A 14690-nucleotide genomic window follows, 5' to 3' on the forward strand; every position below is an offset into this window, starting at 1 on the left:
CGCGCCCGTAGGAGGAACCATGGAGCAGCCCGTCAGCGACAACACCGAGAAGTCCCGGTTCGAGATCCACGACGGCGGAGAGCTCGCCGGCTTCGCCGAGTACCACCTCTCCGGCCGCGAGATCGCGTTCATCCACACCGAGATCGACCCCGCGTTCGAGGGGCGCGGACTGGGCAGCCGACTGGCGCGGGCCGCGCTGGACGCGGTGCGCGAACAGGGTCTCGCGGTACTGCCGTACTGCCCCTTCATCCGCGGCTGGATCAGCAAGCACCCCGAGTACGCCGACCTGGTGCCCGCCTCCCACCGCGCCCGGTTCGGCCTCTGAGACGACCGCACGCCGGCGATGCGGCCCGACCGGCACCACGCCGCACCCGGTCGACTGCTCGGCAAGGCTGCCGACGTTCACCGCGCCGGGCTCACCGAGTCGACGTCGGACCCCGTCAGGGATGACCTCGGTTCGGGGCACGTGGAAATCCGGCCGGCAGGCAGTGGGCGGTGCCGGAGACGCTGTCGCCGAAGGGCCGAGAAGTCCGGCCGCCCGTCCGCGTGGGCCCGGCTGCGGCTGCTCGACGGTTGGCACTGGACCACGCCGACGGACCCTCGCGACGACCGGCCGATCGACGGGATTCCCTCCGGGCCCCCTCGGAAGCCGGCCGGGCCGGTCTCGGGGCCGCCGTCGGGGCAGTCCCCGTGGCGTGGCTTCCGTCGTGACGCGGTCGCCTGATTCCGGCGGGACGCGCACCATGGATAGTGACCTGAAAGCCTTACTCCGCGGAGGTGAACCGCGATGACGCTGCCTGCACGACACCGGCCCGGCAGCCTGCTCGAGAGGTCTTTCCCCGGCCTGGGGTGGAACGAGCCGATCGCCGCAGAGTTCGACGAACTGTTCGAGCGGATGAACCAACTGCTGGGATCCGCTGCCGCCACACCGGCCGCACTCGCGTGGTCCCCCGCGGCGGACATGCGGGACACCGATGACGCCTACGTCATCGAGGCGGAACTCCCAGGCGTCCAGCGGGACGACATCGACATCGAGATCAGCGGCCGGGAACTGCGCATCACGGGGGATCTCAAGGAGCGTGAGCGCGAAGGGGTACTGCGCCGCAGCACCCGGCGGAGCGGGCGTTTCGATTACCACGCGCTCCTGCCGTCCGAGGTCAGGTCGGACGACATCAGTGCCACCCTCAGCGACGGCGTGCTGACCGTTACCGTGCCCAAGGCGCAGACCGTCAAGCCCCGGCACATAGCGATCACGGAATCCTGACGGCGCCCGGTCGCTCAGCCCGCGAACCGAGCGCCTCCCCGCACGGGCCAGGGGACGACCCTGCGATGGCGCGCCGCGTCGCACGTTGCCCGACCCGCTGTGAGCGTGGAACGCGGGTTCGCGTGCGAGAGCGATCGAGCACGGGAGCGACGGTGCCGCGCGAGCCGCGGGCGGATCCCGGGAGACACGTCGAGCAAGGAGAGACGTCGTGCGGGCGACCTTGAGTCTGGGGCGGATCGCAGGGGTCCGGATCGGGGTCCACTGGAGCGTGCTGTTCATCTTCTTGATCATCGCGTTCGGCCTCGCGCAGGGCCGCTTCCCCCGGACATATCCGGGGGAAGCCCCGGTGGTGTACTGGGTCGCGGGGCTCGGGGCCGCCGTGGTCTTCCTGGCCTCACTCCTCGCCCACGAGCTGGCCCATGCCGTGGTGGCGCGGCGCAACGGGGTGGCCGTCGACGACATCGTGCTGTGGCTGCTGGGCGGGGTGGCCCGCTTGAAGTCGGAGGCGTCGAACCCGGCGGCGGAACTGCGTATCGCGGGTGTCGGCCCACTGGTCAGCCTCCTGCTGGCCGGCTTCTTCGTCCTGGCGGACTGGCTGCTCGCTCAGGTGCCCGCGCCCGGCCTTCTGATCGAGGTGGTGGCATGGCTTGCGGGCATCAATCTGCTGCTCGCCGTCTTCAACGCCCTTCCCGCCGCCCCGCTCGACGGCGGTCGGCTGCTGCGCGCCTTCCTGTGGTGGCGCACGGGAGACCGGCTGCGGGCGACGGTCGGCGCCACCACGGCAGGCCGTGTCCTCGGTTGGCTGCTCGTCGCCCTGGGGCTCGTGGCGTTCATGAGAGGCGGCGGGTTCGGAGGGCTCTGGCTGGCCCTGATCGGCTGGTTTCTCATCGCGGCCGCCACGGCGGAGGGCAAGCAGGCCCAACTGCGCGGCCTGCTCGCGGGCGTCCCGGTGCGTGACGTCATGACGAGAGAACCGCTCACGGTGCCCGTGGCCCTGGCGGTCGCGGACCTGCTGGCCGACCAGCGCTACCGTTACCGGCACTCCGCCTTCCCCGTGACCGGTGCGAACGGCGCGCCGGTCGGGCTCGTGACAGTGAACTCCGCCAGGCAGGTGCCGCCCGGGAAGAGCGGCACGGTGACGGTCGGCGACGTGATGGTTCCGCTGCCGCGCACCACCGTGGTGGATCCGGACACCCCTCTCGCGGATCTGCTGCCCCGCATGGAGCCCGGCGCCGAGCACCGTGTCCTGGTCGTGGACCAGGGCAGACTGGTCGGAATCCTCTCGCTGTCCGACGTCAGCCGCACGGTGAACTGGCTGATGCACGCCGCACCGAGACGCTGAGCAGCCGATCGCGGAGTCAGGGGCATCGACCTCGGCCGGGCGGGAACCGGGTGCCGGTGCTCGCGCAGCGGGCCCGGACCGACGAGGACACCGTTCGCGACGTCATCCACCGGTACGACGAGATCGGCTCGGCCTGCCCGGCACCCGGTGGGCGGGGAGAGAGATATGAGCGGTGCGTCGTGGCTGATCACGCTGGGCGACGGGAAGCCTGGGTGGCCGCCGCGGTCCGGCTGCTGGTCTTCGGCACCATGGTCGCCGCTCGGGTCCGTGCGCCGGGCCCGCCGCGCGAGAGCGACGCGTCCCCGGCGCCGCGAAGGAGTGCCCCTCGGCAGCCCGAGCCCGGAGGCGTCGAGCCGACAGGGCCTGATCCCCCATCGGTCGCGGCAGGCCGACCACGAACGGGACAGGCTGCGGGGAGCGGACCGGCAGGCGGTCACCGGAACGGTCCACGCCGTTCATACCGGGGCAGGCCCTCGGAACCGGGCCGGATCTCGCGGTGTGGCCCGCTGAAGAAGCCACGGTCCAAAGAAGCCGGTACCGTCACCACGTCAGGTGCTCTGCGCGGCGCGCGGGGTCCGGAGGGTGAGCGTGCCGTCGCGCCCGCCGTCGACTCGGGTGCCGAACGCCCGGCTGTGTCGGTCCAGGACGGCGCGCAGCCATGCGGTGTCCTCCGGCGAGGTGCGGTCGAGTCGCATCCTGCGCGCCTGCAGGGGCACCATCCGCACGTCGACCAGTCGGCCGGTGTCCGCCTCCACCGACACCAGGTACAGCACCCGCAGATCGTCCCGGTATCTCTCGTATCCGCCGATGCCCTCGTAGTCGTCGATGAGGTCGCCGCAGCCGTACAGGACGAGCCTGCCCTTGTACACCTCCAGCGGGCGCGGGTGGTGCGAGGAATGTCCGTGCACGACGTCCACGCCCGCGTCGAGGAGTGCGTGGGCGAAGCGGACCTCGGAGCGGGAGACGTCGTAGCCCCAGTTGGGGCCCCAGTGGACCGAGGCGACCGTGATGTCCCCCGGTCGCCTCACCTGCCGCAGACGGTCGGCGAACGCCGCCGCGGCTGCCACCGATGGCTTCGCGACGACGTCGGCTCCGGCCCGCTGCCCGGTGGCGGCCCAGCCCACGGGGGTCCCGCTGGACGGCATCCCGAAGGAGAAGACCAGCACCCGCCCGCCGGTGCGCAGGGGGACGCTCGCCGGCTGCCTCGCTCGCACCGCGTCCCGGCCCGCGCCCGCCGTCCGCAGGCCCGCCTCCGCCAGGGCGTCGAGCGTCTCCCGGAGACCGCGCGGGCCGAAGTCGAGCACATGGTTGTTGGCCAGCGTGCAGACGTCCGGGCGGACGGCGGCCAGGCAGGGCAGGTTGGCCGGGCTCATCCGGTAGTGGACCTCCTTGCCGGGCGCGAAGTCCCCGTCACCGGTGACGGCGGTCTCCAGATTGACCACCCGCACGTCGGGCGCCGCGTCGTCCAGGACCGGCAGCGCCTCGCCCCATGGCCAGCGGAAGTCGACCGGCCGGGGAATCGGCCCGTTCGCCGCCTCGGCCAGGCCGACATAGGCCCGGGCGTCATGGACGTACGTCTCCCGCAACGCCGGATCGCCGGGGTGCGGGAGAATCTGATCGATACCCCGGCCGAGCATCACGTCCCCGCCGAGGAACAGGGTGACCATGCCCTCGTGCACCCTCCCAATCTAAGACCGTCGCGGACGGTGCGCGAAGAGTCCGCACCACGGGGGGTGCCGTGCGGCTGCCCGGGTGCGGCCCGGTTCACCGCCCTGCGCCGCTTCGCACCGGACGGCACCGGCCACGCCTGCCGCGAGGAACGGGGCAGCGTGATCCACGGGGACCACGTCCGGCCTGCCGATCCCGCCCACGCCTGCGCGTACGGGCGCGCTCCGGCCGGTTCGTCGCGCCCGTCGCACGCGCGGTGCCCGCGACCCGTCACTCTTCCCGGCCGCCGCCCTCGCCGACCGGCGGGGGCGCATCCGCCCGTCCGTGAAACCGATCGGAGCGAGGTACGGCAGGAGAGCGTTTGCGGCCGTTCCCCAGCCCCCGGGACAACGCCACAGGCTATTGATATCCCAAACATCTCAATAGCCTGCAACCAGGTATTTGTGCCGTATGGGAGTCACTCCTACGCTGAGGCGTATTCGAGGGCCCCGGAGACAAGAAAGGGGCTGCCCGATGGAGCTCAGGCATCTCCGGTATTTCGTGGCCGTCGCCGAGACACGTCATTTCGGCAAAGCCGCGGAACACCTGCACATGGCCCAACCTCCGCTCTCCCAGGCGATCCGCCGGCTGGAGACGGAACTGGGTGTGGAACTGCTGCGCCGGACGACCCGGCAGGTCTCCCTGACCGGAGCCGGCGAGGTCTTCCTCACCGACGCGGAGCGCATCCTCAAGGCCGTCGACGAGGCGGTCGCGCGGGTGGGGCGCTTCGCCTCGGGGGCGGAGGGGGTGCTGCGGATCGGCCTGACCGGCTCCGCTTCGTACCGACAACTGCCCGCTCTCGCACGGCTGGTGAAGCGCGAGATGCCTCAAGTGATATTGGAGGTGCACACCGAGATGCTCACGCCCGCTCAGGAGGCCGGGTTGATCGAGCGCCGCCTCGACATCGGCGTCCTCAGGCCGCCGGTCCGCCAGGAGGGCATCGCCCACCGCTCCATGGCCGACGAGTCCCTGGTCGTCGCCGTCCCCGAACGCCACCGGCTGGCCGAGACGGATACCGTCCGGGTCGAGCAGCTCCGGCACGAGGACTTCGTGATGTACGGCGCCACGCTCGGCTCCGTCGTCAACGACGCCGTCGTGCACAGCTGTCTGGCCGCAGGGTTCTATCCGCACCGCGCCTACGAGGTCACCGAGACCTCCGCCGCACTGGCGCTGGTCGCCGCCGGGCTCGGCATCGCCGTCCTGCCCGACTCGATCCGCTCCGCACCGCGCGAGGGCGTGGTGTGCAGGGACATCGAGGACGCCCTGTCCATCCCCCTGGCTCTGGCGTGGCGCGAGGAGGACGAATCCCCTCTGCTGCACAACTTCCTCAAGGTGCTGGAGCAGAACGACATGTTTCTTGAAGGAACGGCATGAAGATCGTCCGGGTGGAGACCATCCCCTTCGCCATCCCCTACGCGAAGCCGCTGAAGTTCGCGAGCGGCGAGGTGCACACCGCCGACCACGTCCTGGTCCGGGTGCACACCGACGAGGGACTGGTCGGCACCGCCGAGGCACCGCCGCGACCGTACACCTACGGTGAGACACAGGAATCGATCGTCGCGGTGATCGAGAAGATCTTCACTCCGCAGATCCTCGGGCTGACGGCCCTGGAGCGCGAGACGGTGCGCGAGCGCCTCGACCGGACCGTCGGCAACCCGACCGCCAAGGCCGCCATCGACATGGCGCTGTGGGACATCCTCGGCCAGGCCGCCGGCCTGCCGGTCTCCGGACTGCTCGGCGGCTACACCGACCGCATGCGGGTCAGCCACATGGTCGGCTTCGCACCGGCCCGGAAGATGGTCGCCGAGGCCGAACGCATCCGGTCGGTCTACGGCATCACCACGTTCAAGGTGAAGGTCGGACGCCGCCCCTACCGCGACGACGTCGCCGCCTGCCGGGCCCTGCGCGAGGCCCTCGGCCCGGACGTCGAGCTCTACATCGACGGCAACCGCGGCTGGACGGTGTCCGAGTCGGCCCGCGCCCTGCGGGAGATGGCCGACCTCGGGCTGACCTTCGCCGAGGAACTCTGCCCCGCCGACGACGTGCTGGGCCGCCGCTGGCTGGTGGCGCAGAGCCCGGTGCTGTTCATCGCCGACGAGAGCGCCACCCGCACGGGCGAGGTGACCCGGGAAATCCTCGGCGGATCCGCCACCGCCATCAGCATCAAGACCGCCCGCACCGGCTTCTCCGCCTCCCAGCGCGTCCTGCACGAGTGCGAGGGACTGGGAGTCGAAATGGTGATGGGCAATCAGATCGACGGCCAGATCGGCACGTTGTGCTCGGTCGCCTTTGGCGCCGCCCACCGCTCCAGTTCGCACCACGCCGGCGAACTGTCCAACTTCCTCGACATGACGGACGACCTCCTCACCGAGCCGCTGACCATCGAGTCCGGCACCCTGCGCGTGCGCGAGGGTGCCGGACTCGGCATCGACATCGACCCCGAAAAGCTGGCGCGCTACCGCCAGGACCGCTGACTCAACTCTCAGAAGACGGGACCGATCATGACCGACATCATCACCGAGCAGGCCCCGGCCGCCGCCGCCTCCGGAGCCGCCGCCACCGAGCAGTTCCGCAACAAGCAGCGCCAGGAAGCGGCTGCGGTCGACGCCGGGCGCGTCGACGCCGCAGTCACCGAACTGCTCGCCGCCGCCCACGACATCATCCGTCGCCACAAGGTGACCTACGCCGAGTACGACGCCCTGAAGGCGTGGCTCATCCGGGTCGGCGAGGACGGCGAGTGGCCGCTCTTCCTGGACGTGTGGCTCGAGCACGTCGTCGAGGAGGTCGCCAACGAGAACCGTGAGGGAACCAAGGGCACCATCGAGGGCCCGTACTACGTGCCGGACGCGCCCGCGCTGCCGGCCGAGGCGACCCTGCCGATGCGGGACGGCGAGGCGGGGACCCCGCTGCTCTTCCAGGGCCAGGTCACCGGCGTGGACGGCACTCCGCTGCCGAACGCCGCGGTGGAGATCTGGCAGGCCGACAGTGAGGGCTACTACTCCCAGTTCGCTCCGAACCTGCCCCAGTGGAACCTGCGGGGAACCGTGATCGTCGACGAGACGGGCCACTTCAAGATCCACACGATTCAGCCCGCGCCGTACCAGATCCCGACCGACGGCGCCTGCGGCGGCCTCATCCAGGCGGCCGGCTGGCACCCCTGGCGCCCTGCCCACCTGCACCTCAAGGTCTCCGCGCCCGGGCACCAGCTCATCACCACCCAGCTCTACTTCCGGGGTGGCGAGTACGTCACCGACGACATCGCCTCCGCGGTCAAGCCCGAGCTGATCCTCGACCCCACCCCCGTCGCCGACGGCACGGGGCGCGAGGTCACCTACGACTTCACTCTCGACAAGGCGTGATCGGTCGTGCTCTTCGCCGTACGCATGGACGTCGACATCCCGCGTGACCTCGACCCCGAGGTCCGCGGGGACCTGGTGGCACGCGAGAAGGCGTACTGCCGGGAACTACAGAAGTCGGGGCAATGGGTGCACATCTGGCGCTGTGTCGGGCAGTACGCCAACATCAGCGTCTTCGATGTCGCCGACAACGAGGCACTGCACCGCATTCTGTGGAATCTGCCCCTCTTCCCCTATATGACGATCGAGGTCACCCCCCTGGCCCAGCACCCGTCGGACCTGGCCGCCGCCGAGGTCGTGACGTGAGGGACGAGGTGGTGGCCGCGGGCCCGGTAGCGGTGGCCGATGTGCCGGACGGCGCGTCCCTCGCTCCCGCTGGGCGAGTCCGCCGAGCTCCTCGCCGAGAAGTACGGGATCAGTCGCGAACGGCGGGACGAGTTCGCTCTGCGCAGTCATCGGAAGGCCGCCCAAGCCCAGGCCGCGGCGCACTTCGACGTTGAGTTCGCTCCGGTGACCGTCCCGCAGCCCAAGTGCGGGGCGGTCGCCTTCGCCGCCGACGAGTCCGTCCGCCCGCACGATGGCCCCTCCCGAGGAGGCATGGTGTCCATGCACCACCTGTTGCACCACCACCTGGTCGGCGCGGCCGACGCACCACCCTTGATTCTCGGCCCGTCCCTGGGCACGTCCAAGGCGGTGTGGGAACCTCCGTTGCCCTCCTTGACCCGCCGTTTCCGGGTGCTGCGTTTCGACCTGCCCGGGCACGGCGGCTCACCCACCGCGGTGCTGCGCGATCCCGCACCGGGGCGTACCACGCTCGAAGACCTGGCGTCCCTGGTGCTCGATCTCGCGGACCACCACGGCTGGGACAGCTTTCACTACGCGGGCATCTCCCTGGGCGGAGCCATCGGGACCCACCTCGCGGCCTTTCACCCCGAGCGGGTCGCTTCCCTCACCGCGGTCTGCTCCTCCGCGCACTTCGGGGCGGCCGAGCCCTGGCTTCGGCGGGCGGAACTCGTCCGCGACGAGGGCACCGCGCCTCTTCTGGTCAGCATGCCGGACCGCTGGTTCGCCGCCGCGGCCTCCGCGAGCACGCCTTTCGGCCGCAGACTGCTCGGCGACCTCGCCGCAGCCGACCCTGCGGGGTACGCGGCCTGCTGCGACGCCCTGGCCGCGTTGGATCTGCGGCCCGCCCTGGCACGGATCAGCGCGCCCACTCTGGTGGTCGGCGGTTCCGACGACGCGGCGACTCCGCTGGAACACGCCGAGGAGCTCGCTGAAGGCATCCCGCGGGCCGGCCTGGAGGTGATCGGCTGCGGGCATCTCGCCATCGAGCAGCCCGAAGCGCTGCGGGCCGCCCTCACCGCTCATCTGTCCGCCTGCCTCCTGCGAGGCGGGACCCGGATATCAGGGGCCGACCAAGCCGTCGGCCCCTGACCGAGGGCTGTCCCGTCATCCGTGGTGGACCGGCGCGTGGTGTCGGATGTGTGGGGCGTCGCCCGGCGTGGGGGCGCCCGCACACCGGTTGCACGCGGGCGTTCCGGCACGGCGGCGTGGTGCCGCGGACGTCCTGGGGCCCGCCGGGGATGACGGGACGGCCTGTGATCCTGCCCCGCAGCAGTGGGGCTTCCCTTCCGGCCGGGGCAGGTCCGCGATCGGTTCGTCGACGCGGTGGGCGGGACACCGGCGGGTGACGGCGGTGTCGTCGCGGCGGGTCGCCATGACGGCCCGCGGTCCCCGACTGCTGCCGCTGCACCTCGGCTTTCCGGGCCACATCGACATTCCCGCCTGGCAGAACCGGCGAGCGGCCCGCGACGACGACGTCACCTCACACGCCTTGAACACGAGGCCGCTCAGGGCCGTCGGCATCGGAGTGTCAGGGGGCTGTGGCCCGTTGTGCGCGGGTTTCCTCACCGGATTCGTCGAGGGACGCGATCCATGAGGCGACCTGGGTGCGGGAGGCGAAGCCGAGTTTGCCCAGGATGCGCTCGACGTGGCCGTCCACGGTGCGGGGCGAGATCACCAGGTTCTCGGCGATCGCGCGGTTGCTCAGTCCCGCGGAGATCAGACGCGCCACCTCCAGTTCCCGGTCCGTGAGCGGGCAGCTTCGGGCCACGCGCGTCGCGGTGGTGAGCTTGGCGGCTGCGGCGATCTCCAGTGCGAGCTCGATCGCCTCGGCCTTGGTCAGATGAGCCAGGCGCTGGGTGATCTTCTCCACCCGTTCCGAGCCCACCGTTTCGGCGACCTGTCGGGCCATGCGCCGGGAGTCCGCGGTGATGTGGGGTCCGAACGCGTCGATGGAGGTGCCGAGCCGATGCCACACCGCTCCGGCGGCGGCTCCCAGCATGGCGGCGTTGTCCGCGTGCTGATTGGACATGGCGATCCAGGACATCAACTCCAGGACCAGGGCCGTGCAGACACCGTCCGTGAAGTCGCGCTGGATCTCCAGGGCCGCCGTCGCGGCCTGCTTGGCCGCGGGCATGTCGCCCGCGCGCCAATGCTGCAAGCCGCTGATCCACAGGGCATAGGCGTGATTCCAGCGTTCCCCGTGCCGGGCGCTCACGGCGAGCACCTCCTGGCAGGTCTCCAGAGCGTTGCCCACGGGTTCCTGGAAGTTCCGCGCCATGGCCAGCTGGAACTGCGCGGTGAGCGCCGCGCCGGTGCTGCCGAGCGCCCGGTGCCCCTGTACGGCCCGGTGGTACAGGTCGATCGCCGTGGGCAGGTTGCCGCTGAAGAGGTGGTAGAGGGCCCGCCAGTTCGCCGCGTGCGCGGCCAGCTCGGGGTCGTCCAGTACCTCTGCCACGTGCTCCAGTTCCGTCAGACGGACGGCGGCGGCCTCACGGTCGCCCTGGAGCAGCGCCGCCCAGGCGGCCACCCACAGCACCGAGCCCCGTTCGACGGTGTCACCGTCCAGCACGCCGAGGATACGGTCCAACCATCGTCGTCCCTCGCTGAGCGAGCCGCCGGCGATCCAGTGGTAGCACAGGTAGGACGCAAGCCGCCCGCCCTCGGGGCGTTCATCGGGGGTGGTGAGGGACCATTCCAGGACCGCCAGCAGGTTGGTGTGGTCGCGCCGCATGGTGGCGAGCATCTCGTGCTGCCCGGGCCCGCACCAGCGCTCCACCATGGAGCGGGCCTGACGCAGGTAGTGATCGCGCATGCGGCGCCGCAGCACCGGCAGTTCCCCGAGTTCGCCGAGCCGTTCGGCGCCGTATTCGCGCACGGTCATCAGCTGTCGGTAGCGGACCTGTTCGCCTGTGTGCTCGGCTATCACGATCGACTTGGCGACGAGCCGGTCGAGGACGTCGACGATGCGCTCGGAGGCCAGATCGCCCAACGCGCAGACCTCCTCGACCGTCTTCAGGTCGCATCCGCCCGGGAAGGCCGACATCCGTGCCCACAACAGGCGTTCGTCGTCGGAGCACAGCTCGTGGCTCCAGTCGATCAGTGCGCGGAGCGTCTGCTGTCGCGGGCGTGCCACGCGGCTGCCGCCGGTGAGCAGTTCGAATCGGCGGTCCAGACGCTCGACGACCTGGCCGACGCAGAGCGTGCGCAGCCGGATGGCGGCGAGCTCGATGGCGAGTGGCATCCCGTCGAGCCGTTCGCACAGCTGCTGCACGGCAGGGCGGTTGGCATCGGTGACGGCGAAGTCCGGGGCGACGCTCCGTGCCCGGTCGACCAGGAGCTGAACGGCTTCGCTGTGGTCGACGCTCGCGGCGTCGTGCAACTGCTCGGCCGTGGGCACCGACAAGGGCGGGATCACCGTGACCAGCTCGCCCGCGATGCCGAGCGGTTCGCGGCTGGTGGCAAGGACACGCAGGCCCGGTGCCGTTTCGAGGAGTTCGGCCAGCAGTTCGGCGGTGGCCGTCAGCACGTGCTCGCAGTTGTCCACGACCAGCAGCACGTGCTGGTTTCCCAGGTGATCGACCAGTTGCTGGGTCGCGGACCGGTTCGACTGGTCCAGGACGGTGAGCGCCGAGGTGAACGCGGAGGCCACCTCGCGCACGTCGTCGAGGCTGGCCAGCTGGATGATCTGCGTACCGTCCCGGAATGCTCTGCGGACCCGGTCCGCGACGACCAGCGCGAGCCGTGTCTTGCCGATGCCACCGGGACCGGTGAGCGTGACGAGCCGGGAGGTCGAGAGATTCCTGCGTACGTCGGCGATCTCCTGTCGGCGCCCCACGAAACTGGTGAGGCCGCCGGCGCCGACCAGACAACCGCGTCCACTGTCGTCGTGCATCGTCTTCGATGTCCTCGCCTCGGCCGTTCTGCTCCCACTGACGCTATGCCGAAGGACGCGTCGTGCCAAGGACGCGCACACGACGAGAAGCGCGTTTTCCCCGGTCAGCGCCCTGATCCATAGGCCCACGGCCGGATCCCATATCTCGCACGACTCAATTCGGCCATACGTTCGACCCCATGGGTACCCGCATGGGTGGAGGGGGTAGTGAAGGGGGTCATCTCACCCGAGACCAGGGCCTCGCCTCTGTCCAGTCTTCTGTCACCACGACGCGGGCCGCTGCTGTGGCGGGCACGGCACCGGCCCGCGTGCCACACCTCCGACAGGCAGGAGCGGGGCAATGTCACATACGAGGACGAGCCGCCCGGTACGGGAAGCGGGAAAGGCGTTCGACGCAACGATCGTCGACGCGGGCTTCACCGGACTCGACGGGGTGCACGCGACACGCGACGGGACGCCCCTGTCGGGGCATGCCCGGGACCGGACGTCCGGAGCCGGCGGCACCGGGTACGGGAAGGGTGAGAACCTCGCGTCCGCCGGCTCTCCGGGGCGGGCCGCATGAACCAGCGCCATCTCAGGAACGCCTTCGGCCGCTTCGCCACCGGTGTCACGGTCGTCACCTGCGCCACCTCGGACGGCGGACGCCATGGCGCCACCGTCAACGCGTTCACCGCCGTCTCCCTGGAACCGGCCCTGTGCCAGGTGACCCTCACACGCCAGTCCAAGGCGTGCCGGTATCTGAAGGACACGCCCTTCGCGGTCAACATCCTGGCGGCCGACCAGGTCGACACCGCCTGGCACTTCGCCGGCCGGCCCGTGGACCCGGAACCGCAGTGGTCCGACGGTCCCCTCGGCCCCGTGCTCACGGGAGCGGCCGCCACCCTCTCGTGCCGCCCGTGGCGCACCTACGACGGCGGCGACCACCTGATCGTCATCGGCGAGGTGGTCGAGGCCGACGTCACCGATCTGGAACCGCTGCTGTTCCACGCCGGAACCTTCCGCCACCTGGGCCGACGGGACGCGGGTGAGCACTGGGGCGCCTGTCTGGACAGTCCCGAGAGCGGATGGTTCACGGGCGCACCGGCCTTCACCGCGATGCAGGCGGAGCACGTCACCCGCCACGCCTCGTAATTCCCGATCACCCACCTTCGAGATCAGCTAGGAAAGACATGACTCTGGAAGACACCCCCACTCCGGCCGCCCAGCCCGCGGAGAACGTCCGCAAGACCCGCCCGCTGACGGGCGACGAGTACATCGAGTCCATTCGTGACGGACGGGAGGTGTGGGTCTACGGCGAAAAAGTGAAGGACGTCACCGAGCACCCCGCCTTCCGCAACTCGGTGCGCATGACCGCGCGGCTGTACGACGCCCTGCACGACCCGGACAAGCAGTCGGTGCTCACCGTGCCGACCGACACCGGGAGCGACGGCTTCACCCACCCGTTCTTCCGCACCCCCCGCAGCCGCGAGGACCTGGTCGCCGACCGCGACGCGATCGCCGAGTGGGCGCGGATGACCTACGGATGGATGGGCCGCAGCCCCGACTACAAGGCGGCCTTCCTCGGCACTCTCGGCGCCAACAGCGACTTCTACCAGCCCTTCGGCGACAACGCCCGGCGCTGGTACACCGAGTCCCAGGAAAAGGTCCTCTACTGGAACCACGCCATCATCAACCCGCCGGTCGACCGCGACCGCAACCCGGACGAGGTCAAGGACATCTTCGTCCACGTCGACGAGGAGCGCGACGACGGCCTGGTCATCAGCGGTGCCAAGGTGGTGGCCACCGGATCGGCCATCACGCACTACAACTTCATCGCCCACTACGGCCTGCCGATCAAGAAGAAGGAATTCGCGCTGGTCTGCACCGTCCCGATGGGCACGCCCGGCATGAAGCTGATCAGCCGGCACTCCTACGCGATGAACGCCGACGTCATGGGCAGCCCCTTCGACTACCCGCTGTCCAGCCGCTTCGACGAGAACGACACCATCTTCATCCTCGACAAGGTGAAGATCCCCTGGGAGAACGTCTTCATCTACGGTGACGCCGAGAAGGCCAGCACCTTCTTCCCCGGATCCGGCTTCCTGCACCGCTTCACCTTCCACGGCTGCACGCGCCTCGCCGTCAAGCTCGACTTCATCGCCGGACTGCTGATGAAGGGCGTGGAAGTCACCGGCACCAAGGACTTCCGCGGCATCCAGACCCGCGTCGGCGAGGTCATCGCCTGGCGCAACCTGTTCTGGGGCCTGACCGACGCCATGGCGAACAACCCGGACGCCTGGAAGGACGACGCCCTCCTGCCCAAGCTCGACTACGGGCTGGCCTACCGCTGGTTCATGACCCTGGGCTACCCGCGGATCAAGGAAATCATCATGCAGGACCTGGGCAGTGGACTGATCTATCTCAACTCCAACGCCAAGGACTTCTCCGTCCCGGAGATCCGCCCCTACCTGGACAAGTACGTGCGCGGCTCCAACGGTTACGACTCCGTCGAGCGGGTCAAGCTGATGAAGCTGATCTGGGACTCGATCGGCAGCGAGTTCGGCGGCCGGCACGAACTGTACGAACGCAACTACTCCGGCAACCACGAGCAGGTGCGTGCGGAGATGCTCTTCACCGCTCAGGCTTCCGGCGCCGCCGATGCCATGAAGGGCTTCGCGGAGCAGTGCATGGCCGAGTACGACCTGAACGGCTGGACCGTGCCGGACCTGATCAACCCGGACGACGTGAGCATCCACCGCCGCTGACCACGTTGCGGCCGGGGCGGCCCGGTGCCGCCCCGGCCCA

Annotated in this window: 13 protein-coding genes; 11 read left to right on the forward strand and 2 right to left on the reverse strand. The window is 70.3% G+C overall.

What is annotated here, in order from left to right:
- Positions 1-19: 19 nt before the first annotated feature.
- The 3 genes from ACIHCL_RS13865 (at position 20) to ACIHCL_RS13875 (ending at position 2606) form a co-directional block, all read left to right on the forward strand.
- The gene (locus ACIHCL_RS13865; RefSeq protein ID WP_399861042.1) at positions 20-325 is read left to right on the forward strand and encodes a GNAT family N-acetyltransferase; all 306 of its coding nucleotides are present in this window, start codon (positions 20-22) and stop codon (positions 323-325) included.
- Between the two features lie 462 nt (positions 326-787).
- Complete coding sequence (locus tag ACIHCL_RS13870) at positions 788-1264, forward strand: Hsp20/alpha crystallin family protein (protein WP_399861045.1); 477 nt, start codon at positions 788-790, stop codon at positions 1262-1264.
- Between the two features lie 208 nt (positions 1265-1472).
- Entirely contained in the window at positions 1473-2606 is a 1134-nt protein-coding gene (locus ACIHCL_RS13875) for a site-2 protease family protein (protein ID WP_399861047.1), read from the forward strand.
- Between the two features lie 548 nt (positions 2607-3154).
- Here the strand turns inward: ACIHCL_RS13875 and ACIHCL_RS13880 are convergent.
- A complete protein-coding gene (locus ACIHCL_RS13880) occupies positions 3155-4273 on the reverse strand; it encodes a CapA family protein (RefSeq protein ID WP_399861234.1) in 1119 nt (372 codons plus the stop codon).
- 514 nt (positions 4274-4787) lie between these two features.
- Here ACIHCL_RS13880 and ACIHCL_RS13885 point away from each other — a divergent pair.
- From ACIHCL_RS13885 to ACIHCL_RS13905, 5 genes are read left to right on the forward strand one after another with little or no spacing between them, the layout of a single operon-like run.
- Positions 4788-5687 (forward strand): LysR substrate-binding domain-containing protein, encoded by a 900-nt coding sequence (locus ACIHCL_RS13885; RefSeq protein ID WP_399861050.1) that lies wholly within the window; start codon positions 4788-4790, stop codon positions 5685-5687.
- Positions 5684-6787, forward strand: a complete 1104-nt coding sequence (locus ACIHCL_RS13890; protein WP_399861053.1) for a mandelate racemase/muconate lactonizing enzyme family protein — start codon at positions 5684-5686, stop codon at positions 6785-6787. The genes ACIHCL_RS13885 and ACIHCL_RS13890 overlap by 4 nt, the downstream gene beginning before the upstream one ends.
- A 27-nt stretch (positions 6788-6814) precedes the next feature.
- Positions 6815-7672 (forward strand): catechol 1,2-dioxygenase, encoded by an 858-nt coding sequence (catA, locus tag ACIHCL_RS13895; protein WP_399861055.1) that lies wholly within the window; start codon positions 6815-6817, stop codon positions 7670-7672.
- Between the two features lie 6 nt (positions 7673-7678).
- Positions 7679-7975 carry a muconolactone Delta-isomerase gene (catC, locus tag ACIHCL_RS13900; protein WP_399861057.1) on the forward strand — a complete coding sequence of 99 codons (297 nt, stop codon included), beginning with the start codon at positions 7679-7681 and terminating at the stop codon, positions 7973-7975.
- 39 nt (positions 7976-8014) lie between these two features.
- Entirely contained in the window at positions 8015-9103 is a 1089-nt protein-coding gene (locus tag ACIHCL_RS13905; protein ID WP_399861059.1) for an alpha/beta fold hydrolase, read from the forward strand.
- Between the two features lie 439 nt (positions 9104-9542).
- Here ACIHCL_RS13905 and ACIHCL_RS13910 read toward each other — a convergent pair whose 3' ends face one another.
- Entirely contained in the window at positions 9543-11906 is a 2364-nt protein-coding gene (locus ACIHCL_RS13910; RefSeq protein WP_399861061.1) for an ATP-binding protein, read from the reverse strand.
- Between the two features lie 340 nt (positions 11907-12246).
- Between ACIHCL_RS13910 and ACIHCL_RS13915 the strand changes: the two genes are divergently transcribed.
- The 3 genes from ACIHCL_RS13915 to ACIHCL_RS13925 are packed head-to-tail and all read left to right on the forward strand — an operon-like array spanning position 12247 to position 14650.
- Entirely contained in the window at positions 12247-12468 is a 222-nt protein-coding gene (locus tag ACIHCL_RS13915; RefSeq protein ID WP_399861064.1) for a hypothetical protein, read from the forward strand.
- The gene (locus ACIHCL_RS13920; RefSeq protein ID WP_399861066.1) at positions 12465-13037 is read left to right on the forward strand and encodes a flavin reductase family protein; all 573 of its coding nucleotides are present in this window, start codon (positions 12465-12467) and stop codon (positions 13035-13037) included. The genes ACIHCL_RS13915 and ACIHCL_RS13920 overlap by 4 nt, the downstream gene beginning before the upstream one ends.
- A 38-nt stretch (positions 13038-13075) precedes the next feature.
- Positions 13076-14650 (forward strand): 4-hydroxyphenylacetate 3-hydroxylase N-terminal domain-containing protein, encoded by a 1575-nt coding sequence (locus ACIHCL_RS13925; RefSeq protein WP_399861069.1) that lies wholly within the window; start codon positions 13076-13078, stop codon positions 14648-14650.
- The last annotated feature ends 40 nt before the right edge of the window (positions 14651-14690 follow it).

Source organism: Streptomyces sp. NPDC052042, assembly GCF_044548345.1.
Lineage (GTDB): Bacteria > Actinomycetota > Actinomycetes > Streptomycetales > Streptomycetaceae > Streptomyces.

Coding starts and splice junctions, on each gene's coding strand:
- ACIHCL_RS13865 (WP_399861042.1), top strand. CDS start 20: ATGGAGCAGCCCGTCAGCGACAACACCGAGAAGTCCCGGTTCGAGATC.
- ACIHCL_RS13870 (WP_399861045.1), top strand. CDS start 788: ATGACGCTGCCTGCACGACACCGGCCCGGCAGCCTGCTCGAGAGGTCT.
- ACIHCL_RS13880 (WP_399861234.1), bottom strand. CDS start 4,273: ATGGTCACCCTGTTCCTCGGCGGGGACGTGATGCTCGGCCGGGGTATC.
- ACIHCL_RS13885 (WP_399861050.1), top strand. CDS start 4,788: ATGGAGCTCAGGCATCTCCGGTATTTCGTGGCCGTCGCCGAGACACGT.
- ACIHCL_RS13890 (WP_399861053.1), top strand. CDS start 5,684: ATGAAGATCGTCCGGGTGGAGACCATCCCCTTCGCCATCCCCTACGCG.
- catA (WP_399861055.1), top strand. CDS start 6,815: ATGACCGACATCATCACCGAGCAGGCCCCGGCCGCCGCCGCCTCCGGA.
- ACIHCL_RS13905 (WP_399861059.1), top strand. CDS start 8,015: ATGTGCCGGACGGCGCGTCCCTCGCTCCCGCTGGGCGAGTCCGCCGAG.
- ACIHCL_RS13910 (WP_399861061.1), bottom strand. CDS start 11,906: ATGCACGACGACAGTGGACGCGGTTGTCTGGTCGGCGCCGGCGGCCTC.
- ACIHCL_RS13915 (WP_399861064.1), top strand. CDS start 12,247: ATGTCACATACGAGGACGAGCCGCCCGGTACGGGAAGCGGGAAAGGCG.
- ACIHCL_RS13920 (WP_399861066.1), top strand. CDS start 12,465: ATGAACCAGCGCCATCTCAGGAACGCCTTCGGCCGCTTCGCCACCGGT.
- ACIHCL_RS13925 (WP_399861069.1), top strand. CDS start 13,076: ATGACTCTGGAAGACACCCCCACTCCGGCCGCCCAGCCCGCGGAGAAC.